Origin of the sequence: Burkholderia sp. 8Y, assembly GCF_902506145.1 — a bacterium.
Taxonomy (GTDB): domain Bacteria; phylum Pseudomonadota; class Gammaproteobacteria; order Burkholderiales; family Burkholderiaceae; genus Caballeronia.
Genome location: NZ_LR733520.1, coordinates 531,602 through 556,020, shown reverse-complemented (window position 1 = coordinate 556,020; position 24,419 = coordinate 531,602). Strand labels below are relative to the sequence as shown.

At 64.3% G+C, this 24,419-nt stretch carries 22 protein-coding genes; 11 read left to right on the top strand and 11 right to left on the bottom strand.

All coding sequences use genetic code 11. The features are described from left to right. Positions 1-14: 14 nt before the first annotated feature. A complete protein-coding gene (locus tag GV035_RS13160; protein ID WP_159835518.1) occupies positions 15-779 on the bottom strand; it encodes a class I SAM-dependent methyltransferase in 765 nt (254 codons plus the stop codon). Positions 780-937: 158 nt separating this feature from the next. Between GV035_RS13160 and GV035_RS13155 the strand changes: the two genes are divergently transcribed. The 3 genes from GV035_RS13155 to GV035_RS13145 all read left to right on the top strand — a co-directional run bounded on the left by GV035_RS13155 (position 938) and on the right by GV035_RS13145 (position 4,255). Then, positions 938-1,750, top strand: a complete 813-nt coding sequence (locus GV035_RS13155) for a helix-turn-helix transcriptional regulator (RefSeq protein WP_159835517.1) — start codon at positions 938-940, stop codon at positions 1,748-1,750. Positions 1,751-1,805: 55 nt separating this feature from the next. Beyond that, positions 1,806-3,209 carry an argininosuccinate lyase gene (argH, locus tag GV035_RS13150; protein ID WP_159835516.1) on the top strand — a complete coding sequence of 468 codons (1,404 nt, stop codon included), beginning with the start codon at positions 1,806-1,808 and terminating at the stop codon, positions 3,207-3,209. A 113-nt stretch (positions 3,210-3,322) separates the two neighbouring features. Further along, complete coding sequence (locus GV035_RS13145; protein WP_159835515.1) at positions 3,323-4,255, top strand: bestrophin family protein; 933 nt, start codon at positions 3,323-3,325, stop codon at positions 4,253-4,255. On the opposite strand, the gene GV035_RS13140 is transcribed toward GV035_RS13145, so the two are convergent. Genes GV035_RS13140 through GV035_RS29105 form a run of 3 tightly spaced genes read right to left on the bottom strand, consistent with a single transcriptional unit; the run spans position 4,242 to position 5,121 of the window. Next, positions 4,242-4,649 (bottom strand): T6SS amidase immunity protein Tai4 family protein, encoded by a 408-nt coding sequence (locus GV035_RS13140; protein ID WP_159835514.1) that lies wholly within the window; start codon positions 4,647-4,649, stop codon positions 4,242-4,244. The genes GV035_RS13145 and GV035_RS13140 overlap by 14 nt on opposite strands. Then, positions 4,634-4,966 (bottom strand): T6SS effector amidase Tae4 family protein, encoded by a 333-nt coding sequence (locus GV035_RS13135; protein WP_201303972.1) that lies wholly within the window; start codon positions 4,964-4,966, stop codon positions 4,634-4,636. The genes GV035_RS13140 and GV035_RS13135 overlap by 16 nt, the downstream gene beginning before the upstream one ends. Beyond that, positions 4,963-5,121 carry a hypothetical protein gene (locus GV035_RS29105; RefSeq protein WP_201303971.1) on the bottom strand — a complete coding sequence of 53 codons (159 nt, stop codon included), beginning with the start codon at positions 5,119-5,121 and terminating at the stop codon, positions 4,963-4,965. The genes GV035_RS13135 and GV035_RS29105 overlap by 4 nt, the downstream gene beginning before the upstream one ends. A 202-nt stretch (positions 5,122-5,323) precedes the next feature. Between GV035_RS29105 and gstA the strand changes: the two genes are divergently transcribed. After that, a complete protein-coding gene (gstA, locus tag GV035_RS13130; protein WP_159835513.1) occupies positions 5,324-5,929 on the top strand; it encodes a glutathione transferase GstA in 606 nt (201 codons plus the stop codon). A gap of 89 nt (positions 5,930-6,018) precedes the next feature. Here gstA and GV035_RS13125 read toward each other — a convergent pair whose 3' ends face one another. The 4 genes from GV035_RS13125 to apbC form a co-directional block, all read right to left on the bottom strand. Then, positions 6,019-8,304, bottom strand: a complete 2,286-nt coding sequence (locus GV035_RS13125) for an arginine/lysine/ornithine decarboxylase (protein WP_159835512.1) — start codon at positions 8,302-8,304, stop codon at positions 6,019-6,021. Between the two features lie 104 nt (positions 8,305-8,408). After that, positions 8,409-8,978, bottom strand: a complete 570-nt coding sequence (dcd, locus tag GV035_RS13120) for a dCTP deaminase (protein WP_014190693.1) — start codon at positions 8,976-8,978, stop codon at positions 8,409-8,411. 167 nt (positions 8,979-9,145) lie between these two features. Next, a complete protein-coding gene (locus GV035_RS13115; protein ID WP_159835511.1) occupies positions 9,146-9,685 on the bottom strand; it encodes a superoxide dismutase family protein in 540 nt (179 codons plus the stop codon). 120 nt (positions 9,686-9,805) lie between these two features. Then, positions 9,806-10,894, bottom strand: coding sequence for an iron-sulfur cluster carrier protein ApbC (apbC, locus tag GV035_RS13110; RefSeq protein ID WP_159835510.1), 1,089 nt, complete (start codon positions 10,892-10,894; stop codon positions 9,806-9,808). Positions 10,895-11,155: 261 nt separating this feature from the next. Here apbC and GV035_RS13105 point away from each other — a divergent pair, with 261 nt between their 5' ends. Both GV035_RS13105 and metG read left to right on the top strand, forming a co-directional pair. Then, on the top strand, positions 11,156-11,812 hold the full coding sequence (locus GV035_RS13105) for an OmpA family protein (protein ID WP_159835509.1): 657 nt from the start codon (positions 11,156-11,158) through the stop codon (positions 11,810-11,812). Positions 11,813-12,398: 586 nt separating this feature from the next. Next, on the top strand, positions 12,399-14,543 hold the full coding sequence (metG, locus tag GV035_RS13100; RefSeq protein WP_159835508.1) for a methionine--tRNA ligase: 2,145 nt from the start codon (positions 12,399-12,401) through the stop codon (positions 14,541-14,543). A gap of 73 nt (positions 14,544-14,616) precedes the next feature. On the opposite strand, the gene GV035_RS13095 is transcribed toward metG, so the two are convergent. Both GV035_RS13095 and GV035_RS13090 read right to left on the bottom strand, forming a co-directional pair. After that, entirely contained in the window at positions 14,617-18,738 is a 4,122-nt protein-coding gene (locus tag GV035_RS13095) for a translocation/assembly module TamB domain-containing protein (RefSeq protein WP_159835507.1), read from the bottom strand. A gap of 7 nt (positions 18,739-18,745) precedes the next feature. Further along, on the bottom strand, positions 18,746-20,368 hold the full coding sequence (locus tag GV035_RS13090; RefSeq protein ID WP_442859558.1) for an autotransporter assembly complex protein TamA: 1,623 nt from the start codon (positions 20,366-20,368) through the stop codon (positions 18,746-18,748). A 360-nt stretch (positions 20,369-20,728) separates the two neighbouring features. Between GV035_RS13090 and GV035_RS13085 the strand changes: the two genes are divergently transcribed. From GV035_RS13085 to panD, 4 genes are all read left to right on the top strand, one after another. Beyond that, on the top strand, positions 20,729-20,917 hold the full coding sequence (locus GV035_RS13085; protein ID WP_201304030.1) for a DUF3460 family protein: 189 nt from the start codon (positions 20,729-20,731) through the stop codon (positions 20,915-20,917). Between the two features lie 2 nt (positions 20,918-20,919). Beyond that, entirely contained in the window at positions 20,920-21,825 is a 906-nt protein-coding gene (locus tag GV035_RS13080) for a segregation and condensation protein A (protein ID WP_201303970.1), read from the top strand. Positions 21,826-21,897: 72 nt separating this feature from the next. Then, positions 21,898-22,731 (top strand): pantoate--beta-alanine ligase, encoded by an 834-nt coding sequence (gene panC, locus GV035_RS13075; protein ID WP_159835505.1) that lies wholly within the window; start codon positions 21,898-21,900, stop codon positions 22,729-22,731. A 14-nt stretch (positions 22,732-22,745) separates the two neighbouring features. Beyond that, positions 22,746-23,132: an aspartate 1-decarboxylase gene (panD, locus tag GV035_RS13070; RefSeq protein ID WP_159835504.1), complete on the top strand. Its 387-nt coding sequence runs from the start codon at positions 22,746-22,748 to the stop codon at positions 23,130-23,132. Between the two features lie 57 nt (positions 23,133-23,189). Here the strand turns inward: panD and GV035_RS13065 are convergent, their stop codons facing one another. Then, positions 23,190-23,816 carry a ParA family protein gene (locus GV035_RS13065; protein WP_159835503.1) on the bottom strand — a complete coding sequence of 209 codons (627 nt, stop codon included), beginning with the start codon at positions 23,814-23,816 and terminating at the stop codon, positions 23,190-23,192. A gap of 181 nt (positions 23,817-23,997) precedes the next feature. Between GV035_RS13065 and GV035_RS13060 the strand changes: the two genes are divergently transcribed. After that, complete coding sequence (locus GV035_RS13060; protein ID WP_159835502.1) at positions 23,998-24,414, top strand: PaaI family thioesterase; 417 nt, start codon at positions 23,998-24,000, stop codon at positions 24,412-24,414. The last annotated feature ends 5 nt before the right edge of the window (positions 24,415-24,419 follow it).

Genomic DNA, 24,419 nt, shown 5'->3' with positions numbered 1-24,419 from the left:
CGAGGCGAAGCGGCTCAGTCGCGCCGCTTCGCCTCGATCATCAACGCGTCCAGTTCGAAGGAACAATCCTCCTTCACGCCGAAGTACTGGCGCACTTCCTCGGGCGCGTTCTTCCACATCGATTGGATCGCCGTCACGCGCTCGGCGGGCGTGCGCATTCTCGTCACCCACGATTCGAATTCCAGTGGAAGGCGCCAGCGTTCGGTGACGCGCGCGTCGAAACCGGCGGCGTCGAGCATGGCGATCCATTCGTCCGCGCGATAGTCGCGAATATGCGACGCGTCGCGCAGCACTTCGATCGCCTGAATATGCGTGTCGTAAAGCGGATCGTCGATGCCCGCGATGTCGATGAACTTGAGCCGCCCGCCCGGCTTCAGCACGCGACGCACCTCGCCCAGCGCCTTCGGCACGTCGCGCCAGTGATGCGCGCTCATGCGGCTGATCGCCCAGTCGAACGAGGCGTCAGCGAACGGCAGCGTCTCCGCCGCGCCCTGCTGCGTGCGGATCGTCGTCAGTCCGCGCTCCTTCGCGGCCGCTTCGACCGTGGCGAGCATGGGCGGCGCGATATCGTAGGCCACGACTTCCTTGACGTGCGGCGCCACCGCGAAGCTGGCATGTCCCGCGCCGCACCCCATGTCCAGCACGGTCGCGTTGCCGCACGTCGCGGCGAAGGTCGCGGTAAGGTTCTGCAGGTCCGCGCCGGTCGCGTGAACCTGGCTCGTGAGATACGCGGCGGCGGTGCTGCCGAAGGCGTCGGCGACCTGTTCGTGGTGTTTCATCGGGGACTCCGCATGTTGGGAACGTTGTGCGTCGGAAGCCGGGCGTCGCAGCGCCGGCCTGCCGCTACAATAGAGCGCGCCTTGTACCGGTACAAGTTGACTGATTATTCTGGTATCTGAACCACCCGTCGCGCGCCGACGCTGCGTCCGAAGTCCGCATGAACCGACCTGAGAAGAAGCCCGCCGAACCCCTCGCCGATACGCCCGCACGCGCGCTCGGCGAATTCATCCGCACGCATCGCGAGCGTCTGTCGCCGCTCGCGGTCGGCTTGCCGCCGGGCCCGCGCCGCCGCACGCCCGGCCTGCGCCGCGAGGAAGTCGCGCAACTGTGCGGCGTGAGCCCGACCTGGTACACGTGGATCGAGCAAGGCCGGCCGGTGTCCGCGTCCGCCGATGCGCTCGCGCGCATCGCCGTCGCGCTGCAACTGTCGCGCGCCGAACGCGCGTATCTGTTCGAACTCGCCGCACAACGCGATCCCGCCGAGCCCGATCCCGCCGCGCAGGACGTGCCCGCCGCGCTGTTGCAGACGGTCGGGCTGATCGGCGCGCCCGCCTACGTGCTCGACCGCCAATGGAACGCGCTGCGCTGGAACGCGCCGGCGGCGGCGCTGTTCGTCGGCTGGCTCGACGGCGAGCACGACCGAAATCTGCTCACCTACACGTTCACGTCGCCGGCGGCGCGCTCGCTGATCGTCGATTGGGACACGCGCGCGCGCCGGCTGGCCGCCGAATTCCGCGCCGATTCCATCCGCCATCTGAACGATCCGCCCACGCGCGCGCTGATCGACGCGTTGTCCGCCGCGAGCGACGCCTTCGCGCGCTATTGGGCGTCGCAAGACGTGTTCGAGCGCGAAGGCGGCGAGCGCGCGTTCGATCATCCGTCGCGCGGGCGCGTGGTCTTCAACCAGATCACGTTCAAGCCGGCGCATCGGGAAGACCTGAAGCTCGTGATTCTGGTCGGGGACGCGTAGCCCCGAATGTTAAAATTCTCGTCTTTCTGACGCCTCGAACGCCGAGAACATCACCATGACGTCCCAACTTCACAAAAAAGGCGAAGCCTGGTCGGCTCGCTTCTCCGAGCCGATGTCGGAGCTCGTCAAACGCTACACGTCGTCGGTGTTCTTCGACAAACGGCTCGCGCTGGTCGACATTCAGGGATCTCTCGCGCATGCGTCGATGCTCGCGGCACAGAAGATCATCGGCGCGGACGACCTCGCGGCCATCGAGCGCGGCATGGCGCAGATCAAAGGTGAAATCGAGCGCGGCGAGTTCGAGTGGAAGCTGGATCTGGAGGACGTGCATCTGAACATCGAGGCGCGGCTGACCGCGCTCATCGGCGATGCCGGCAAGCGGCTGCACACCGGCCGCTCGCGCAACGATCAGGTCGCAACCGACATCCGCCTGTGGCTGCGCGGCGAAATCGACCGCATTGGCGACTTGCTGAAGGACCTGCGTCTTGCGCTCATCGACATGGCGGAGAAGCACGCCGACACCATCATGCCCGGCTTCACGCACTTGCAAGTGGCGCAGCCGGTGACGTTCGGGCATCACCTGCTCGCGTATGTCGAAATGTTCACGCGCGATGCCGAGCGCATGCGCGATTGCCGCAAGCGGGTCAACCGGCTGCCGCTCGGCGCGGCGGCGCTCGCGGGCACGAGCTATCCGATCGACCGTCATGCGGTGGCGGCGTCGCTCGGCTTCGACGGCATTTGCGCCAATTCGCTCGATGCCGTGTCCGACCGCGATTTCGCGATCGAATTCACGGCGGCGGCCGCGCTCATCATGACGCACGTCTCGCGCTTCTCGGAGGAACTCGTGCTGTGGATGAGCCCGCGTGTCGGCTTCATCGATCTGGCGGACCGCTTCTGCACGGGTTCGTCGATCATGCCGCAGAAGAAGAACCCCGACGTGCCCGAACTGGCGCGCGGCAAGACCGGCCGCGTGAACGGGCATCTGATGGCGCTGCTCACGCTGATGAAAGGCCAGCCGCTCGCGTACAACAAGGACAATCAGGAAGACAAGGAACCGCTCTTCGACACGGTCGATACGGTCGCCGACACGCTGCGAATCTTCGCGGAAATGGCGGCGGGCATCACGGTGAAGCCGCAGGCCATGCGCGCCGCGGCCCTGCAAGGCTTCGCAACCGCCACCGATCTCGCGGACTATCTCGTGAAGCGCGGCCTGCCCTTTCGCGACGCGCACGAAGCCGTGGCGCACGCGGTGCGCATCTGCGACGAGCGCGGCTGCGATATCGCGGACCTCTCGCTGGACGCGATGCGCCTCGAACTGCCGAACGTCGCGCATCTCATCGGCGAGGACGTGTTCGGGTATCTGACGCTCGAAGGCTCGGTCGCGAGCCGCAATCATCCGGGCGGAACCGCGCCGGATCAGGTACGCGCGGCGGCGAAGGCGGCGCGCGAGGCGCTTTGAACGCGCGCTGAGGCCATGTCGTTGCTTGAAAGGCTGTCCGCAGGGACGGCCTTTTTTGTCGCCGTATTTTCGAGATAATCGCGCTTCTCTATGCGCGCCTTTCACGCTGAAACATGATCATTCGCCCGAAGCTGCACTGGTTTCGCATGCTGCTCGTCTGGCGCGGCTCCGTGCTGCCGCAATTGCTGCCGCGGCTCGGGCTGATCTTCGCGCTGTCGGTCGCGGCGATCTTCATGCATGACCACATGCGCCACTATCCGATCGGGCTCGGCACGCCGCCGTTCGCGCTCGTCGGCATCGCGCTCGCGGTGTTTCTCGGCTTTCGCAACAGCGCGAGCTACGACCGCTGGTGGGAAGGCCGCAAGCTGTGGGGCTCGCTGCTCAACACGTCGCGCGCACTCGCGCAGCAAGTGCTTTCGTTGCCGCAGCCGCGCGATCCCGGTCAGTCGCGACGCTTCCTCTCGGCGCTCGGGGCCTTGGCGCATGCGCTTCGACATCAACTGCGCGGCACCGATGCGCTCACGGATCTCGCGTTGCGACTGCCATCCGACCTGCACGCGCGCGTCGCGGCGGCGACATATCGACCGGCGCTGATCCTGCTCTCGCTCGGCGAATGGGTCGCCGAGCGCAGGCGCGAAGGCGCGATCGACGGTTATGCCATGCTCGCGATTCAGCACAATCTGAACGTGCTCTCCGATGTGATCGGCGGATGCGAACGCATCGCGGCCACGCCGCTGCCCTTCTCGTACTCGGTGATGATCCACCGCACGGTTTATCTCTTCTGCGTGCTGCTGCCGTTCGGCCTTGTCGATGGCGCGGGCCTTCTGACACCGCTCTTCGCGTTGCTCGTGGCGTACGCATTCATGGCGCTGGAGGCGATCGCCGCGCAGATCGAAGACCCGTTCGGCCTCGAAGAAAATGACCTCGCGCTGAATGCCATGTGCGCGACGCTCGAAGCGGCGCTGCATGATATGGCGGCGGACCCGGCGTTTCCGCCGGCTCCTTTCGCGGCACATGATTCATCGCGTAAATTTATCGTCGATTGACGGCGGCGGATGGCGCATGCACGACCTGAGCGGTTAGATCGTCGAGCACTTTGCTATCGAAAAGATCGATGCATTTCTTCGTCCCGAAAGTCGAGTGAACCGAGCCCGAGTAGCGCCGGTTCGCGTATTGGGTCGACAGTCGATCAACGGCCTCGTAGGCGTCAGCCGAAACACTGCCCGCTTCGAGATAGCTGCTCGCTGTTGCGTTTGCGTCGTCCTTCGCCGGTGAATCAGCGTAGACCTTGGCGAGGCATCGGCTCAACGCCCATCGCTTCAAGAGCGCCCGCTCGCTATCCGTTGCCGCGCCCGGCTCCGCCAGTGCAACCTGCCCGAGCGCCATGAGCATGACGCCTATGACGCCTATGACGAACAGGCGCATCAGTGCAGCACCCATAGCGACGCGGTTTCGGGGATAAACGTGCCGTTGTCCGGATTCTGGAGAAGATGGCACGAGTCCGAACAACTCGCGCCGTCCCACAAGGTGACATGGCCTCGAGCGTTCTCCCATCCGTGTCCGCGTACGACCAGAATGCCCTTCTGTCCGCGAAAATCCGTTTCCTTAGGAGACTTGACCGTCCGCTCAGGCTTACCGAACTCGCGCTCGAGATACGCCATCATGTCATTCACCCGGAATAGGTACTGTTTTCCGTCAGCGCCGGACACCGTGGCGTAGCCCGCTTCTTTCTTGACAGGAAAGCCCGTTTTGTTCAAAACATAGCTTTTTTGATCGGGCAGGCATTCTGGAAGATACCGGCCTTGACGTTATCGTCGACGCGACCGCCGATCAACTTTCCAACTTCCGCCACGCTTTTACGCACTTCGAAGAAAGCGAGCCATGCACTCGCGAATGGTGGCCTGGCGCTCATGATGACCTCTCTGATTTGCTATCGATCCGGCAGCATGATCCTGAACAGCATGAAGTAACACACGATTTTTCCCATTTCGGCTGCGGCACATTGATCCTGAAACAGCGCAATGACGATCATGCAGACTGCCCGCTCGCCCGAAAACTTCACTCATCGCTCGAATCGGTCATAATGGCGCGCGTTTTACCCTGGAGATTTTGACTTGAAACTGTTCTACAAAGCCGGCGCGTGCTCGCTTGCCTCGCACATCGTCCTCGAAGAATCCGGTCTGCCTTACGAGATTGAAGCCGTCGATCTGAAGACGAAAGTCACCGCGAGCGGCGCCGATTTCATGGCGATCAACCCGAAAGGCTATGTGCCCGCGCTTCAGCTCGACAACGGCGACTTGCTGACCGAAGGTCCGGCGATCATGCAGTACATCGCGGATCAGGTGCCCGCCAAGCATCTCGCGCCGCTCGCCGACGCGATGTCGCGCTATCGCCTGCAAGGGTGGCTGACGTTCATCGGCACGGAATTGCACAAGAACTTCTCGCCGTTCTTCAATCCCGCCGCGACGAGCGAGTGGAAAGCCGCCGCGATGGCCAATCTGGAGCGCCGTCTCGCGTACGTGGCGAAGCATATCGACGACAAGCAGTATCTGCTCGGCGACGAATACGGCATCGGCGACGCATATCTCTTCACCGTGCTCGGCTGGGCGTCGTTCATCGACCTCGATCTTAACAAGTGGCCGGCGTTGACCGCCTATCAGGCGCGCGTCGGCGCACGTCCGGCGGTGCAGGCGGCGATGAAGGCGGAAGGTTTGATCTAAGCGATCCGCCTCCCCGAAACGACAAACGGCCCTTCGATGAAGGGCCGTTTGTCTTTGCAGCAGCGGATCAGACGGACATCAGACGGACATCAATCGCGCACGCAATCGACGAAATACTCGATGCGCCCGTTGATCATCTCGCCGACGAGCCCGTGGATATCCGTGTGGAAGCCCGGGAAACGCTCGTTGAATTCACGCGCGAAGCGCAAATAATCGACGATCGTCCGATTGAAACGCTCGCCCGGAATCAGCAACGGAATGCCCGGCGGATACGGCGTCAGCAGGATGCTCGTCACGCGCCCTTCGAGTTCGTCGATCGGCACGCGGTCGATCTCGCGGTGAACGAGCTTCGCGTACGCTTCGGACGGCTTCATCGCGGGCTCCATGCTCGACAGATACATCTCGGTCGTGAGCCGCGCGATGTCGTTCGCGCGATAGACGCTGTGAATCTGCTCGCACAGATCGCGCAGGCCGATGCGCTCATACGACGGGTGCTGTGCGATGAACTCCGGCAGCACGCGCCACAGCGGCTGATTGTTGTCGTAGTCGTCCTTGAACTGCTGAAGCTCGGTCACCATCGAGTTCCAGCGGCCCTTCGTGATGCCGATCGTGAACATGATGAAGAACGAGTACAGCCCCGTCTTCTCCACGATGATGCCGTGCTCGGCCAGATACTTCGTCACGATGGCGGCCGGAATGCCCGTTTCGCCAAATTCGCCGTCCACGTTGAGCCCCGGCGTAATGATCGTCGCCTTGATCGGGTCCAGCATGTTGAAGTTCTCGGCGAGCGCGCCGAAGCCGTGCCAGCGGTCGTTCGGCTTCAGCATCCAGTCCTCGCGGTCGCCGATGCCCTCTTCGGCCAGCGCGTCCGGGCCCCAGACCTTGAAGAACCAGTCGTCGCCGTATTCGGCATCGACCTTGCGCATCGCGCGGCGGAAATCGAGCGCCTCGGCAATCGACTCCTCGACGAGCGCCGGGCCGCCCGGCGCTTCCATCATCGCGGCGGCGACGTCGCACGACGCGATGATCGCGTATTGCGGGCTCGTCGACGTGTGCATGAGGTACGCCTCGTTGAAGCGATGGAAGTCGAACGTGCTGTTCTCGCTGTCCTGCACGAGAATCTGCGACGCCTGCGAAATGCCGGCGAGCAGCTTGTGCGTGGAGTGCGTGGCGAACACGAGCGCGCCGGTGCGCGGCCGGCCCGCGCCGATCGCGTGCATGTCCTGATAGAACGAATGGAACTCGGCGTGCGGCAGCCAGGCTTCGTCGAAATGCAGCGTGTCGAGCATGTCGCCGAGCAGGTCCTTGATCATCTCGACGTTATAGACCACGCCGTCATAGGTGCTCTGCGTGATGGTCAGGATGCGCGGCTTGACCTTCGGATTCTTCGCGAGCGCCTCGCGTGCGAACGGATTCGCCTCGATCTTGCGGCGAATGTTCTCGGGCTTGAACTCGTCGCGCGGAATCGGCCCGATGATGCCGAAGTGATTGCGCGTCGGCGTGAGAAACACCGGAATCGCGCCCGTCATGGTGATGGCGTGCAGGATCGACTTGTGGCAGTTGCGGTCCACGAGCACGATATCGCCCGGCGCGACGGTCGCGTGCCACACGATCTTGTTCGACGTGGACGTGCCGTTGGTCACGAAAAAGAGATGATCCGCGCCGAAGATGCGCGCCGCGTTGCGCTCCGACGCGGCGACCGGGCCGGTGTGATCGAGCAGCTGGCCGAGTTCCTCGACCGCGTTGCAGACGTCCGCGCGCAGCATGTTCTCACCGAAGAACTGATGGAACATTTGCCCGAGCGGGTTCTTCAGGAACGCGACGCCGCCCGAGTGGCCCGGACAGTGCCACGAATATGAGCCTTCGTCCGCGTATTGCACGAGTTCCTTGAAGAACGGCGGCGCGAGCGCATCGAGATAGACCTTCGCTTCCCGAATGACGTGCCGCGCGACGAACTCCGGCGTGTCCTCGAACATGTGGATGAAGCCGTGCAGCTCGCGCAGGATGTCGTTCGGCAAGTGCCGCGACGTGCGCGTTTCGCCGTACAGAAAGATAGGAATGTCGGCGTTGCGGCGGCGCACGGCGTTGATGAACGCGCGCAACGCGACGATGGCGGACGCCAGCTCGGGCGTGTCGCCTTCCACGACGACGTTGTCGGCGTAAGGCAGCAGTTCGTCGTCGTCGATCGAAAGAATGAAGCACGATGCGCGGCTCGACTGCTGCGCGAAAGCGGCGAGATCGCCATAGCTCGTGAGACCGAGCACTTCGGCGCCTTCGCCCTCGATCGCCTCGGCCAGCGCGCGAATGCCGGAACCCGAGATGTTCTCGGAGCGAAAGTCTTCGTCGATGATGACGACGGGGAAGCGGAACTTCATGAGGCGAATCTCCAAATGGAACGACCGCTGCCCGGGACGTTTTCCGGAGCCAGCGGTCTTTCGACAAGCGCGTGCCGTGTGCGGTTCTTGGGGGCGCGGGGCGATCAGGTTTTCGGCAGCGTCACGCCGTGCTGCCCTTGGTATTTGCCGCCGCGGTCGGCGTAGGACGTCTCGCAGATTTCGTCGCTTTCGAAGAAGAGAACCTGCGCGACACCTTCGTTCGCATAGATTTTGGCGGGCAACGGTGTCGTATTCGAGAATTCGAGCGTCACGTAGCCTTCCCACTCCGGCTCGAACGGCGTGACGTTCACGATGATCCCGCAGCGCGCGTACGTCGATTTGCCGAGACACACGGTCAGGCACGAACGCGGAATGCGGAAATATTCGACCGTGCGGGCGAGCGCGAAAGAATTGGGCGGAATGATGCAGACATCGCCCTTGAAGTCCACGAACGATTTCTCGTCGAACGCCTTCGGATCGACGATGGTCGAGTTGATGTTCGTGAAAATCTTGAATTCGTCGGCCACGCGGATGTCGTAGCCGTAGCTGGACGTGCCGTAGGAGACGATCTTGCGGCCGTCCTCGGCCACGCGCACCTGATCGCGCACGAACGGCTCGATCATCTTGTGCTCTTCGGCCATGCGCCGAATCCACTTGTCGGACTTGATGCTCATAGGGGACGCTACCCAACGTTGCGGCGTGCAATCGCGCGATTATGCATTGACGCGACTGCATGCCTGCGGTGAAACGGCGCATGGCCTTGTGCGGCCAGACGAAAATGGAAGCGCGTATTTTACGCGGAACGCCGCGCGGCGCGACATCGGCCGTTCGGACGATGCCCTTATCGCCGGACCACGCCGCACGCAAGCGCCGGACCCACGTTGTGCGGACTCATCGCGTAGGGGTCGGTTGCTTCGCGGTGGAGCATGAGCGCGCGGGAAATGACCGAGCGCACGCCGTCGAGCGACACGTCCGTCGCGACGATGAAGCCGGTGGCCGCGCCCGTGGCGTCCGCGTGAATGTTGCCAAGATCGCCTTCGAGCCGGCTCGTCGCGTGCCTGCGGTCGGACGACAATGCGAACACCGGGCTCGCGTCGCCGTTCACCGCAATGCAGTCGCCGCGCTCGTGAACCTGCAACGCGTGGTCGCTATTGGGCGGCATGTCGACGAGGTTGTACGAGATCTGCACGCCGTCGGCGCGCTCGATGAGCGTGACCGTGCCGCGCGCCGTGTTGCCGGCCGTAGGCGTCAGCGTGGCGTCCGCGCGTTTCTCGTGATTCTGGAAGATGATGCCGCAGCCGCTCAGCAGGACGCTGCAAACGGCCACGGCGAACAAGGCGAACCAGGCGGAGCGCGCCCGCCCGTTGACTCTGTCTCTCATGCGATCCTCTCGGCGGCCCGCCGACACCCGTTGCGTCGACGCTGCCGCGTCTCGAAGGCGACATGATACCGCGAGCCGCACCGCACAAGGCTCGCCGCGCGAGGGCCGCTTTGCGCCGGATCAGGTGTTCTGCACGACGATGCTCGGAAACTTCGAGGTCATGTCGCGCTGACGTTCGGCGACCGCGATCGCGACGCGCCGCGCAATCGCGCGATACGTCTCCGCGATGCGGCTTTCCGGCTGCGATACGACGGTCGGCTGGCCCGCGTCGGTGCGCTCGCGAATGGAGATATCGAGCGGCAAGGAACCGAGAATCTCGACGCCGTATTCCTTAGCCATGCGCTCGCCGCCGCCCGCGCCGAAGATGTGTTCCTCGTGGCCGCAGTTCGAGCAGATATGCGTGCTCATGTTCTCGACGATGCCGAGAATCGGAATGCCGACCTTCTCGAACATCTTCAGGCCCTTCTTCGCGTCGAGCAGCGCGATGTCCTGCGGCGTCGTCACGATCACCGCGCCCGTCACCGGCACCTTCTGCGACAGCGTGAGCTGGATGTCGCCCGTGCCCGGCGGCATGTCGACGACGAGATAATCGAGATCCTTCCAGTTCGTCTGCCGCAGCAGTTGTTCCAGTGCGGACGTGACCATCGGGCCGCGCCAGACCATCGGATTGTCCTGCTGGATCAGAAAGCCGATCGAATTCGCCTGGATGCCGTGGCCGGTGAGCGGGTTCATCGACTGATTGTCGGGCGATTCGGGGCGGCCGGAAATGCCGAGCATCATCGGCAGCGAGGGGCCGTAGATGTCGGCGTCCAGCATGCCGACCGATGCGCCTTCCGCCGCCAGCGCGAGCGCGAGATTGACCGCCGTCGTGCTCTTCCCGACGCCGCCCTTGCCCGACGCCACCGCGATGATGTTCTTGACGTTCGGCAGCAACTTCACGCCGCGCTGCACCGCATGCGCGACCACTTGCGAAGAAACGTCGACGGCGGTATCGGTGACGCCAGGCACCTGACGCAGCGCGTCGCCGACGAGCTTGCCGATCAACTCAAACTGCGTCTTCGCCGGATAGCCCAGCACGACGCTCACCGAAACCTTGCCGCCCTCCACCGAAACGTGGCGAATGCTCTTGCTGTCGACGAACTTGCGGTTCGTGTTGGGATCGGTCAGGGTGGCGAGTGCAGTGTCGATCTGCGCGCGGTCAATGCTCATTGAAACTCCGTGGAACGAGGGTTGCTGCCGTGCGTCGCCGTGCAACAAACTGAGGAAATTGCAAGTAATTGTTAAGGCCGTTGCGCGCGGCTTGATTCACGCTGCACTATGCCGCCGCTGCTGTCGTTTTCCGGGGACGTATCGCTGCGGGAAAACGGACGTTTCTCAATATTGTAGAGGCTCGTCCCAAAGCCCGTCCGAAGACCCTTTCGCACTGTCGGCGCGTGGCGTCGAACCGCTTGTTGAAACAAGGAGATCAAGATGAAGATGAAGTTGTTGACCCGTTTGTCCGCGTTCGCTGTCGCGGGCGCGCTCGTCGCAGGCTGCGCGTCGCAGCAAGGTACCAACACGGCGGTCGGTACGGGCGTCGGCGCGGCCACGGGCGCCGGCATCGGCGCGATTTTCGGCGGCGGCAAGGGCGCGGCGATCGGCGCGGCCACGGGCGCGGCGGTTGGCGGCATCACCGGCTACAACTGGCAGGCTATCCGCAACAAGATTTCCGGCGACTCGAAGGGCACCGGCACGCAAGTGACCGAGCAGCAGGATGGCTCGCTGAAGGTCAACATCCCGAATTCCATCTCGTTCGATACGAACAGCTACGCGATCAAGCCGTCGTTCGACCCCGTTTTGAACTCGGTCACGCAAACGTTGCAACAGCATCCTGAGCTGATCGCGAGCGTCGTCGGCCATACGGACAACACCGGCACCGCCGCGTACAACCAGACGCTGTCGCAGAACCGCGCGCAGAGCGTGGCGTCGTATATTGCGAGCCACGGCGTCCCCGCGCAGCGTCTGTCGGCGCAGGGCATGGGCCAGAACCAGCCGATCGCCGACAACTCGACCGAAGCGGGCCGCGCGCAGAATCGCCGCGTGGAAATCTACCTGCGCGCGACGGCGCAGCCGGGTCAGGTGCAGTAAATCGCGTCTGAACGCAGAGAAGGACGACGAGCGCGCGTTCCGTCACCGTTTCACGCACGCGTGAAAAATATTTGAAACTTGGCGGCGCGCCGCTTGTCTGTCGTTACGGTAGGTGCGTGGCTGGGCCATCGCCTGCCATTCTCCTCTTGTCGTTGTTGCTCCGGGGCCCGATTGAGCCCCGGTTTTTTTTGGGTGCACGCTTTCAATCGGTGGTCCGGCGAGGCGGCGTTGCAGCGTCGGAAACGTCGGGCGCCTGCGAGCCCGGTCGCCGAAGCCGGGCGCAGCGGACGAAGCAACCCATTCGCTCGTCATATGCACGCTTTTTCCGGGCGCGACGTTGGCCCTCTCCGCGCCTTCCCGGATCGCCTCTTCGCCAGCAACCTGTCGATTCGATGAGCCAAGCTGCGCGATAGCGAGCACTTGCGCCCCGCAAGAAGCCGATTTTGCCTTCGTCCGTTCCCTCCCCACGCACGGACTCGCTGCCAGCGAGAAGCGCCCAGCATCCACGCGTCCTGCCCATCCGCCCTGCTAGAATCGACATTCCCCTTTTCACCCGCTTTCAGCACTTCCTCCGGGCCGCGCCTCCATGTCAGCATCGTCAGCACCGATTTCCGCCACCGCGTCCGCCGCTTCAGTCAACGAAGGCGGCCGCCGCCAGATTCTCGTCACGTCCGCGCTTCCGTATGCGAACGGCCAGATTCATATCGGCCATATGGTCGAGTACATTCAGACGGACATCTGGGTGCGGACGCTGCGCATGCACGGCCACGAGGTCTACTACGTCGGCGCGGACGATACCCACGGCACGCCGATCATGCTGCGCGCCGAGAAGGAAGGCATCACGCCGAAAGCCCTGATCGAGCGCGTCTGGAAAGAGCACAAGCGCGATTTCGACAGCTTCGGCATCTCGTTCGACAACTATTATTCGACCGATGCCGAAGAAAACCGCGTGCTGTGCAATTCCATCTATACCGCGCTTCAGCAGGCCGGTCTGATCGAGGCACGCGATATCGAACAGGCCTACGATCCGGTCAAGGAAATGTTCCTGCCGGACCGCTTTATCAAAGGCGAATGCCCGAAGTGCGGCGCGAAGGACCAATACGGCGACAACTGCGAAGTCTGCGGCTCGACGTATCAGCCGACCGAACTCATCAATCCGTATTCGGTCGTGTCGGGCGCGACGCCCATCCGCAAGACCTCGACGCATTACTTCTTCCGCCTCTCCGATCCGCGTTGCGAAGACTTCCTGCGCGGCTGGGTGGGCGGGCTCGCGCAGCCCGAAGCCACCAACAAGATGCGCGAATGGCTCGGCGACAAGGGCGAAGCCAAGCTCGCCGACTGGGACATTTCGCGCGACGCGCCCTACTTCGGCTTCGAGATTCCCGGCGCGCCGGGCAAGTACTTCTACGTGTGGGTCGACGCGCCCGTCGGCTATTACGCGAGCTTCAGGAATCTGGCAGATCGCATCGGCGTGGATTTCGACGCCTGGGTGAAGCCCGGCTCGAAGGCCGAGCAGTATCACTTCATCGGCAAGGACATACTGTATTTCCACACGCTTTTCTGGCCCGCGATGCTCCAGTTCTCCGGACACCGCACGCCCACGAACGTGTTCGCGCACGGCTTTTTGACGGTGGACGGCGCGAAGATGTCGAAGTCGCGCGGCACGTTCATCACCGCGCAGAGCGTGATCGACACGGGCATCAATCCGGAGTGGCTGCGCTATTACTTCGCGGCCAAGCTCAACAGCACGATGGAAGACATCGACCTGAACCTCGACGACTTCCAGGCGCGCGTGAATAGCGATCTGGTCGGCAAGTATGTGAACATCGCGAGCCGCGCGGCGGGTTTCCTCATCAAACGCTTCGACGGGCGCGTGCAGGACAGCGCGATGCAGCATCCGCTGATCGCGCAACTGCGCAGCGCGATCCCGCAGATCGCGGCGTTCTACGAATCGCGCGAATACGGCCGCGCGCTGCGCACGACGATGGAACTCGCGGACGCCGTCAACGCTTACGTCGATACCGCGAAGCCGTGGGAGCAGGCGAAAGACCCGGCGAACGCCGCCGCGCTGCATGAGACGTGCAGCGTGAGCCTCGAAGCGTTCCGGCTGCTGTCGCTGGCGCTCAAGCCCGTGCTGCCGAAGCTCATCGAATCAGTCGAAGCGTTTCTCGGCGTCGCGCCGCTCGCCTGGGCCGATGCCGAACGCCCGCTGTCGTCCGCGAACGCCATCAACGCGTACAAGCACTTGACGACGCGCGTCGATCCGAAGCAGATCGAGGCGCTGCTCGCCGCGAATCGCGAATCGCTGCAACCGGCTGCGCCGGAAGCCGCCGCGAGCGCCGCCGCGCCGAAATCCGTCGCCAGGAAGGAAACGAAGCAGGAAGACTCCGGCGTCATTTCCATCGACGACTTCGCGAAGGTCGATTTGCGCATCGCGAAGATCGTCGATTGCAAGGCGGTCGAAGGCTCGGACAAGCTGCTGCAACTGACGCTCGACATCGGCGAGGACAAGACGCGCAACGTGTTTTCCGGCATCAAGTCGGCGTATCAACCGCAGGATCTCGTCGGCAAGCTGACGGTGATGGTCGCCAATCTCGCGCCGCGCAAGATGAAGTTCGGCCTGTCGGAAGGCATGGTGCTCGCCGCTTCCGCCACGGACGAAAAGGCCGAACCGGGCCTTTATATTCTGGAACCGCATAGCGGAGCGAAGCCGGGCATGCGCGTGAAGTAACGCGCATCGCCGCACGAAGAAAAGGGCACGCAAAACCGCGTGCCCTTTTGCTTTTCAGCGCGACGCGCGCAAATCAGTCCGATTCCACCGCCGTCGCCGATGCCCCGAACGGCGCCGACACGCCCGACGCACCGGATGCCGCCGAAGGCTGCACCGCCGAGCGCGAATCCGCCGAAGTGGACGAGAACAGCCGCATCCACGAATTGAACCGCCGCGTGTACGACAGATCGACACCCTGATACGTGCCGCCATACGCGGTCACGGACCAGAAGCGCGACAGGCTCAACGTCGCCTTGACCGCGTTGGCCGCCGACTGCAGCCCCTGCTCGTAGCCGATCACGAGGCGCTCGTTGATCGCCTTCGAGATCAGCACGACTTGCTGATCCGTCAGGCCGACTTCGCTCGAGCCGATGGAAAATTCGTCGAGCCCGAAGGTCTGCGCGATGCGCTTGCCGCTCGACCCGCCGATGAGCGCCAGCGCGCTCGTCATCGCGCTCTGCTGACCGATGTTGTTGCCCTGGTCCGTGCCGTGGCCGAACAGCAGCCACGAGAGCTTTTCGTTGTCCGGCACGTTCGGCTCCGAAATGAGCTTCGCTACCGGCGACTGCACCGTGCCCGTCACCTGCACGCCCGCCTCGATTTCCTGATTGCGCCGCATCGCCAGAATGTTGAGGCCGGGATTCGTCACCGGGCCGTTGAACGTGAAGAAGCCGTTTTCGATGTTCAGCTTGCGGCCGAACGCCGTGTACGTCGATCCGGGCGTCACGCGCACGTTCCCGACCGCGCGCAACGGCTGGTTCGGCGCGCTCGTCGCGGTGATCGTGCCGGCCAGGCCCAGATCCGCGCCCGCGCCCTTGAAGCGAAACCGCTGCCCGAGATCGATATCGATATTCGCGCGCGGCGTGAACGGCCCGACCGGCTTCTGCGTCGCCGCTTCCAGCGACTTGCCGTTATCGCCCTTTACCGTGCCGTCCGGACGCATGACCACGACGTCGTCGCCAAGCGCCGGCGCGGAGCTTTCCGGCAAGTCGAAGAGTCCGTGATCGACGGTGAACTTGCCGTTGATCGCCATGCCGCCCTCCAGCCCCGCGTTCGCGATGCTCGCGCTGCCCGAGAGCATCAGTTGCCGGTCGGGCGAGGCGAAGAGTTCGAGCTTGTCCGCGATGATGCTCGCCGTCAGATCCGGCGCCTGCTGATCGAGGCGCACCTTGCCGGTCGCGCGCAGCGTGCCGCTCGCGCCGTGAAACTCCACCTGGCGGAAATCGACGAGATTCTCCGACAGCGCAATCCGGATGATGCCGTCCTTCAACTGCACGCCCTGATCGACGACCGTCGCCGAGACGTTGTCGCCCGTCAGCGAACCGGAGACGGTCGGCTTCGCGACGATGCCCGCGATCGTCAGCTTCAACGCGAGCCTGCCGCCGAGCAGATAGTTCGCGCCGAGCAGCCCGCCGGTCGTGCGCAGTTCGGGAATATTCGCGTCGATGGCGCCGGTGAGCGGCGCTTGGTCCTCGATGGTGAGCACGCCGTCGCGGGTGACGAGCGTCGTGTGCACGTTCGCGTCGATCACCCCGATGCGGCTCGCCTGCGCATGCAGCGTCGCGTTCAGGCGATTGCCGCCGGTGAAATCGACGCGCGCGACGATGTCCGAGATGCCGAGCGCGGCGACGCCCCGCGTGCCGTCGATGCTCACGTCGCCGGCGCGGCGCTTGATCTGCGCGTAGCCGGTCGCGGTCGATCCGAGCGAGAAGTTCCAGTCGCCGTCGAAAACGAGGTCCGTGCGCAGCGACGATTCCTCGCCCGTCATTTCGCGCCGCACTTCGAGCAGGCGCGGCACGGAGAGATTCGTGAGCGTGCCGGCCGATGCCATGCGGCCATTTTCCAGCGCGAACGACTTGAGATTGAGCGTCGCGCCCTCCGCGACGAGCCGCGTCGCGCCGAGCACGATGCGCTTCGGCCCGTAGCTCACCGACAGCGGCGTTTCCAGATTCACCGACGGCGTGCCCTTGTTCGACAGCTTCGTGATGGTGCCGTCCCAGTGCGGGCCGTCGGCGGCGTCGGTGAACTTGCCGTTCGCGCCGAGCGCCAGATTCACCGCCTGACCCTGTACTTTGCCGGTCGCGGTGACGGCGAGCGTGTGCTGCATGCGCGTGCCGTTGAGGTTCGCGTCGAGCGTGGCGACTTCGATGCCCGTCGTGCTCGCGTCGCGCGCCTTCAGCGTGAAATTAAGCGCGCCGTTCGCGCCGTCGCGGATATCGGCGCGACCTTCCGCATGGCCGAGCCGGTTCGCGCCGAACACGACGCCATCGGCCTGATAATTCGCCGCGACGTTCGGATGCGCGATCGACCCGGTGAGATCGCCGTCCGCCTTCACCGTGCCCGCGATGCCGAAGCCGAGCCGCTCCAGTTGCGGCGCATCGACGCGAAAGCGCAGCCGGTCGCCCGGCGCGCCGAAACTGCCGTTCAGGTCGACATCGTTGCCCGCGATCGAAAGCTGCGCCGCGCTCGGCAGGACGCGCGTGCCCGCGATCTGCACCGTGCCTGCGCCGGTGAGCGGCAGGTTGTCGTACATGCTGTCGTTGAGCTTGAACGTGGCTTTCGCCGTGAGCGTCGGCGCGAGCATGCCCGTGGCCGCGAGCGTGCCGTTCACTCGCGCCACGATCACGCGCGGCGGCGGCGCTTTCTTCGCGGCGGGCTTCGGCTGAATCAGTTGCTGCGTCAGCAAAAGCGGATTGAAGTCGATGAACTTCGCTTTCACGTCGTAGCTCGAATTCGCGTCCTTCTTCAGCGCGCCGCTCGCCTCCACGCGGCCTTGCCCGACGATCAGCTTCACGTCGTCGAGCGTCGTCGCTTTCGGGTCGAGTCTGACCTTCGCCTGCGCGCGGATGGCCGAGCGCGGATCGTTCAGATCGGCCGTGACGGTTTGCGTATCGCCCGCCAGCACGACATGCACGGGGCCCGCGAAGTCCGTCGGCCGCACGCTCGGCTCGATTGCGTTGAGATCGAGCTTCGCCACGTTCAGGTCGAAGCGTCCGTTGCCGCCCGACAGCGCGCCGCCGCCCGTGATCGTCGCGTTCTTCAGGAGCCGCACGTTGAGATCCGCGATGCGCTGCGCCGACGCGTCGAGTCGCACGTTCGCGCGCGCGTCGATGAGCGGCAGCAGCTTTTTGTCGATGGAACCGGGCTTCGCGTTGACGATGGACACCGGCCCGCTCACCACGAAGGTCTTCGCGTCCGGCACCGGCTTGAGTTCGGCGCGCACCGCAAGATCCGCGGCGGGGGCGCCCGCGCTAAACGCCTGCGGATTGATGTGATCGGCGCTGACGATGGCGAGCTTGAGCGGCACGTCGGCGAACGGCGTCGCTTCGACGTGCGCCTGGCCGGCGAGTTTGAGGCCGCTCGCATTCACATCCGCGACGAGGTCTTCCAGCGAACCGGATAGACGCGCGCCGACCTGGACGGTCTCGCCGTTCACCTTGCCCGCGTAGCTCGCGTCGCCCGTGAGCGGAAACGGCCGCGCGCCGCCGTCGAGTTTCGCGGCCGCCGTCACCGACCCGAAAGGCGTTTCCAGACGCTGCACCGTCGCCTCGTGATGCTCGCCGTCGCTGCGCCCGTTGAAGAGCAGCCGCGAAAATTCGGTCGTCGTGCCCTGATGCAGCCGCAGTTTCTCGACGCTCAGATCGCGGATCGCGAGCTGGATCGGCAGGCGCAGGTCCTTCGGCAGCTCCGTCTTCTTGCTCGGCTCGTTCGATGGCGCGATACGCGCGTCGATGGTGCCGACATGCAGATAATCGATGGTAAAGCGCAGCGGATCGCGCGTGAGCGCCCAGCGGCCCGAGACGCTGTCGACCGCGATGTCGGTGCCCTTGCCGTCGAGGCTCTTCCAGTGGACATCGCGCAATTGCAGGCCCGTGGCGACCGCGCCGCCGTCCAGCTTGCCAGTGAGCCGCCCGCCGAGGAGCGAGGTCGCCGCCTGCCACAAATAGCGCGTGCCGGGCTCGGTCGTGAGCGCGAAAAAGACCGTGCCGAGCGCCAGCACGATGATGAGCAGCACGACAAGCACGAACGCGGCGAGCCAGCGCAGCGCGCGCCGTCCGCCGCTGCGTGGCGGGGTTCTCGGTGCGTCGCCGTTGCCGTTGCCACCCGCTCGGGTGTCGAGGTCCGTCATGCGTTCGTTGTCTGGAAAGTCGCTCATGGCGTGCTCAGAACGCGATACCGAGCGTCAGATACGGCTTGATGCTCTTGTTCTTCAAGCCGTACGCGACGTCCACGTTGACCGGCCCGACCGGGCTGCGCCAGCGCGCGCCGACGCCCACGCCCGGCTGGAACACGCGCTCGTGCCATGTATCGGTTGCCGTGCCGATGTCGAAGAACACCGCGCCGCCCCAGTCGTGCGTGAACCAGTGCTGATACTCGCTGCTTCCCGTCACCATGTACTTCGTCGGAAGAACGGAACCGGACACATTGTTGCCGATACCCAGATAGCTATACCCGCGCACCGAATTCGCGCCGCCCGCGCGGAACAAGAGCGACGCGGGCACGCCGCTCGACGGCCCGCTCGTGAACACGCCGCCGAACTCGGCGCGGAACACGAGCAGATCGTTCTTGCCGAGCGGCACGTACTGCTGCGCGTTCGTGTAGAGGCGCGCGAAAGTCTGATCGGTCATCACGTTCTTCACGGCGAAGCCCGCCTCCGCCCGGATCACGTTGCCGCGGCGCGGAAACAGCGGATCGTCGACATCGCGGCGCACCCACGTCCACGCGGGCACGAGCGCGCGCGCCGTCGACGGATGCGGTTCGTTCTGCGTGAGACGGTCGTCGTAGAAGGCGCCGAACGTGTTCAGATAGCTGTAGGCGCCCTGAATGTGAAAGCCCGTATCCGTCGCATACCCGACGCCGTAGCGCACGCTGTTGTACGGATACTCGCTGACCTTGATATGCAGCGGCGTCTCGATAGGCTTCGTGACGTCGTTGCCCGCGTCGATGGCGACGCTCGCGTAATACGGCGTGTTCTGCACCTGCCGCTGAAGCTCGTTCACGCGGGCAATATCGTAGATGTCGCCTTCGCGGATCGGATTCACGTTTTCGATGATCTTCTGCGGATAACGCTTCGTGCCGCTGATATCCAGCTTGCCGAAGGTGAAGGTCGGACCGCTGTCGAACGTGACCCACAGATCGGCCATCTGCGTGCGCGGATTGATGCGCGCCTGCGACCGCGCAATGCGCGCGCCCAGATAGCGGCGCGACTGCAGCGCGCGCAGCGCCGCGTTCTTCGCGTCGTCCCAGGCGTGCTGCGAGAAGGCGTCGCCTTCGTTGATCGAAAAGGCGAAACGCGCGGCGTTTTCCTGCGCGCGATCTTCCGTCGTCACCGCGCCCGTGAACTGAAGCTGCACGGAGGCAACCTTCGTCTGCGGACCGGGATCCACGCTGACCTTCACCGACCGCTTCTCCCCGACCGTGTTGACGTCCGTGCGTACGACCGGCGTGAAATAGCCTTCGGTCGCGACGAGATCGCGCACGTCTTTCGGCGTGGCGGTGACGAGAAACTCGAACTGGTCGTCGCTCACGTCGTCGCGCTTGGCGAAACGCGCGAGGTCGAGGTGATCCTGCAACAGCTTCCTGATGCTGCGCGGCGCGTCGATGTCCACGTCGTATTTCGCGAAGGCGGGCGTCGCGACGGTGAGCAATGCGAGCACCGCCAGCGCAGCCGACGCCGAACGCGACTTCCCGACGGCGGCCGGCCGGACGAGGCTGAAAGGCGCAAACGGTTTCGCTGTGCGCGGTCTTGCGGCCAGGCCGCGCAGCGCGCGCAGCGAATCAGACAAACGCCCCGCCAAACGTGACCTCCGGCATCGGGATGAGTGGAATCGAAAGGTAAAGCGGCCGAGCGCCTGCGGCTTTCGAGCGGTTCTCGCTTTTCGCGCAATGGCGAGCAGAACGGCGCAGGCGCTATTTCACCACAACGATGCGCGCGGGCGACGTAAAAAAAGCGCGGTGCGGCGTGCAGCCGTGCGCCGTTGGACGGCGCGAGGCGCCAGCGGTTCCGCGCGCGAACCGCCAATATGCATGGACCGCGCCCGGGCTTGCGGTAAAATCGCCGACGAACTCGCGCGTCTGACGCCTCCAGGCAATCGGCAACCGGCGCGCCGCCCTCAATCGAACCGCATCGAGTCAACGGAAGCCGGATCATGTATCAGTCGGACATCACCCAGTTCATCAATCAGTTGAAAACGCAGAAACCGACGCTGGAAGACGAACAGCGCCGCGGCCGCGCGCTCCTGTGGGACAAGCAGCCCGTCGATCTCGACGAGCGCGCGCGTCAACAGACTTCGCGCGTGAAGCAGACGCCTTACGTGTACTACCAGAACTTCTGAACGTGAGCGCCGGCCACGAGCCGCAAGCGGCCCGCGCCGACGCGCGGGACGATGCGCGCGAGGCACGCGAGGACCGCAACGTCGCGCTCGCCGCTCCCGCGACCGATTCGACGCCCGACACCATCGACGGCGTTGCGATCGCGCATCTGTACGGCGAGCCGCTCTGGAAGCTGCCGACCGATCTCTACATTCCGCCGGACGCGCTCGAAGTGTTTCTCGAAGCGTTCGAAGGCCCGCTGGACCTGCTGCTCTACCTGATCCGCAAGCAGAATTTCAACGTGCTCGACATTCCGATGGCGGATGTCACCGCGCAATATCTCGGCTATGTGGACCAGATTCGCCAGTCGAATCTGGAGCTTGCGTCGGAATATCTGCTGATGGCGGCCATGCTCATCGAGATCAAGTCGCGCATGCTGCTGCCGGTCAAGAAAGCCGACACCGGCGAGGACGCGGAAGACCCGCGCGCCGAACTCGTGCGCCGGCTGCTCGAATACGAGCAGATGAAGCTCGCGGCGCAGCGCATCGACCAGTTGCCGCAGCTCGGCCGCGACTTCCTGCGCGCGGAGGTGTATATCGAGCAGGCGTCGGTGCAACGCTTCCCGGACGTCGACATGAACGACCTGCGCGCCGCCTGGGCCGACGTCATCAAGCGCGCGAAGCTCGTGCAGCATCACAAGATTTCACGCGAAGAGCTGTCGGTGCGCGAGCACATGAGCATCATCCTGCGCCGCCTGCAAAGCGCGCGTTTCATGGAGTTCACGGAGCTTTTCGATACGTCGCGCGGCGTGCCGGTGGTCGTCGTGAACTTCATCGCGATGCTGGAGTTGTCGCGCGAATCGCTGCTCGAAATCACGCAGGCCGAGCCGTATGCGCCCATCTACGTGCGGCTGGCGTACTCTCCTGCCTGACAACCCGCTTTTTTCTCACCCTTGCCTCGGGGCAGCCGATCAGCACGCCGCCCGCCAGGAGACACCCGCTCGATGAAAGTCATCAGCTCGATCCATGAACTGCGCGACCAGTTGCGCGGCCAGAACCGAACCGCCTTCGTTCCGACGATGGGCAACCTTCACGAAGGCCATCTCTCGCTGATGCGGCTTGCGCGTCAGCACGGCGATCCCGTGGTCGCGAGCATCTTCGTGAATCGCCTGCAGTTCGGCCCGAACGAAGACTTCGACAAATATCCGCGCACGCTGCAGGACGACATCGAAAAGCTGCAACGCGAAAACGTCTACGTGCTGTTCGCGCCGACCGAAACGGACATGTACCCGGAGCCGCAGCAATATCGCGTGCATCCGCCGCACAATCTGGGCGACATTCTCGAAGGCGAATTCCGCCCCGGCTTCTTTCATGGCGTGTGCACGGTCGTGATGAAGCTGATGTCGTGCGTGCAGCCGCGCGTCGCGGTGTTCGGCAAGAAGGACTATCAGCAGTTGATGATCGTGCGGCAGATGTGCCACCAGTTCGCGCTGCCAACGGAAATCATCGCCGCCGAAACCGTGCGCGACGACGACGGCCTCGCGCTTTCCTCGCGCAATCGCTTTCTGTCGGCGGCCGAGCGCGCCGAGGCGCCGCAGCTTGCCGCGCAGTTGCAGCGCGTGCGCGAAGCCGTGCTGTCGGGCAATCGCGACATTGCCGCGCTCGAACGCGACGCCATGAATGCGCTCGCCGCGCGCGGCTGGAAGCCCGACTACGTGAGCGTGCGCAAGCGCGCCGATCTGATCGCGCCGGGCGAGTCGGACGCCGATGCGCCCCTCGTCGTGCTCGCGGCGGCCAAGCTCGGCGCAACGCGCCTCATCGACAATCTGGAAATCTGAAGGAAGTCCGCACCATGCAACGCACCATGCTCAAATCGAAGATTCATCGCGCGACGGTCACGCACTGCGAGCTGCATTACGAAGGCTCGTGCGCCATCGACGAGGATCTGCTCGAAGCGGCGAACCTGCTCGAAAACGAGCAGATAGACATCTGGAACGTGAACAACGGCGAGCGCCTGACCACGTACGCGATCAAGGGCGAGCGCGGCAGCGGCATGATTTCGCTGAACGGGTCGGCTGCGCGGCGCGCGCAACTGGGCGATCTCGTCATCATCGCGGCGTTCGCGCAGCTGGACGAAAGCGAAATTACGGCGGGCTGGAAGCCGAGCCTCGTGTTCGTCGACGACAACAACCGCATCAAGGGCAGCCGCGATCACGTGCCGACGCAGAACTGGACGTAAATCTTCCGAGCTTTGCCTTGACGAGGCCGGCGCATCCGTCATGGAGCGCCGGCTTTCTTACTTCTTCTGCGCCCAGTCGATGATCGGCTGCCACTGCTCCAGGTCTTTTTCGACGCGGCTCGGCGCGACATCCCAGATGGTGAGGCCGTGCGCGGCGAGTTGCACGTAGTTCTGCGTATCGCGCAGGAAGCCCAGCACCGGCAGGTCGAGCCCTTCCACGAAACGATGCAATTGCTCCGCCGAGCGCGTGCGGGCATCGACGCGCATGCCGACCACGCCGACCTGAATCGAGCCTTTGCGCACCGCCTTTTCCTTGGCGAGCTTGGTGAGAAAGTCCTGCGTCGCGAGGATGTCGAACATGGACGGCTGCAACGGCACGATGATCTTGTCGGCCAGTTGCAGCGCGAGCGCCAGCCGGTTGCCGTGCACACCTGCCGGTGTATCGACGATGGCTTTTTCCAGACCTTTCGGCGGCTTCGCGGGCGCGTCGAGATCGACGCCCCATTCCTCGATCTTCGGCAGCGTGTCGACCCGCAGCGACAACCAGCCGTGCGCCGAGCGTTGTTTGTCGAGATCGGCGAGCGCGACCCATTCGCCGTTCGCGGCGAAGTAGCCGGCCAGGTTGGTTGCGAGCGTGCTTTTGCCGACGCCGCCCTTCGGATTTGCCAACACGATCACGGTCATGAAATGTCCTGATATTTGTTCGGCGCGCAAGACAGCGCGGAAGGCGCGCGCACGGTTTCGTCGTTATAGAACGAATACATGATTCGAGCCGTTGATAATATCGGCAAACGACACGCGCGGCACGCTGGCCGGTCGGCCAATCGGCGCGCGCTTGCTTCCCTTCCTGACCGGATGACCGCTCATGCCCCTTCGCCCCGACGTCACGCTCGATTACCTGCGCAACCGCCAGAAAGGCCGTCTGCCCGACCTGCTCGGCATCCAGCTTCTTTCGCTCGATGAAGGCGCGCTCACCGGCGAACTCGTCATCCGCCCGGAACTGCTCGCGCCGAACGGCTTTCTGCACGCGGCGACCGTCGTGGGCCTAGCCGATACGTGCTGCGGCTACGCGTGCATCGCGCATCTGCCGGAAAAGGCGCAGAACTTCACGACGCTCGAACTCAAGAGCAATCACGTTTCGACGGCGCGCGAGGGCAAGATCGTCGCGAAGGCGAGCGCGGTGCATCTCGGGCGCAGCACGCACGTGTGGGACGCGACGGTGACGAACGGCGACGGTAAGCTCATCGCGATGTTCCGGTGTACGCAGATGATTCTGTATTGACGCCT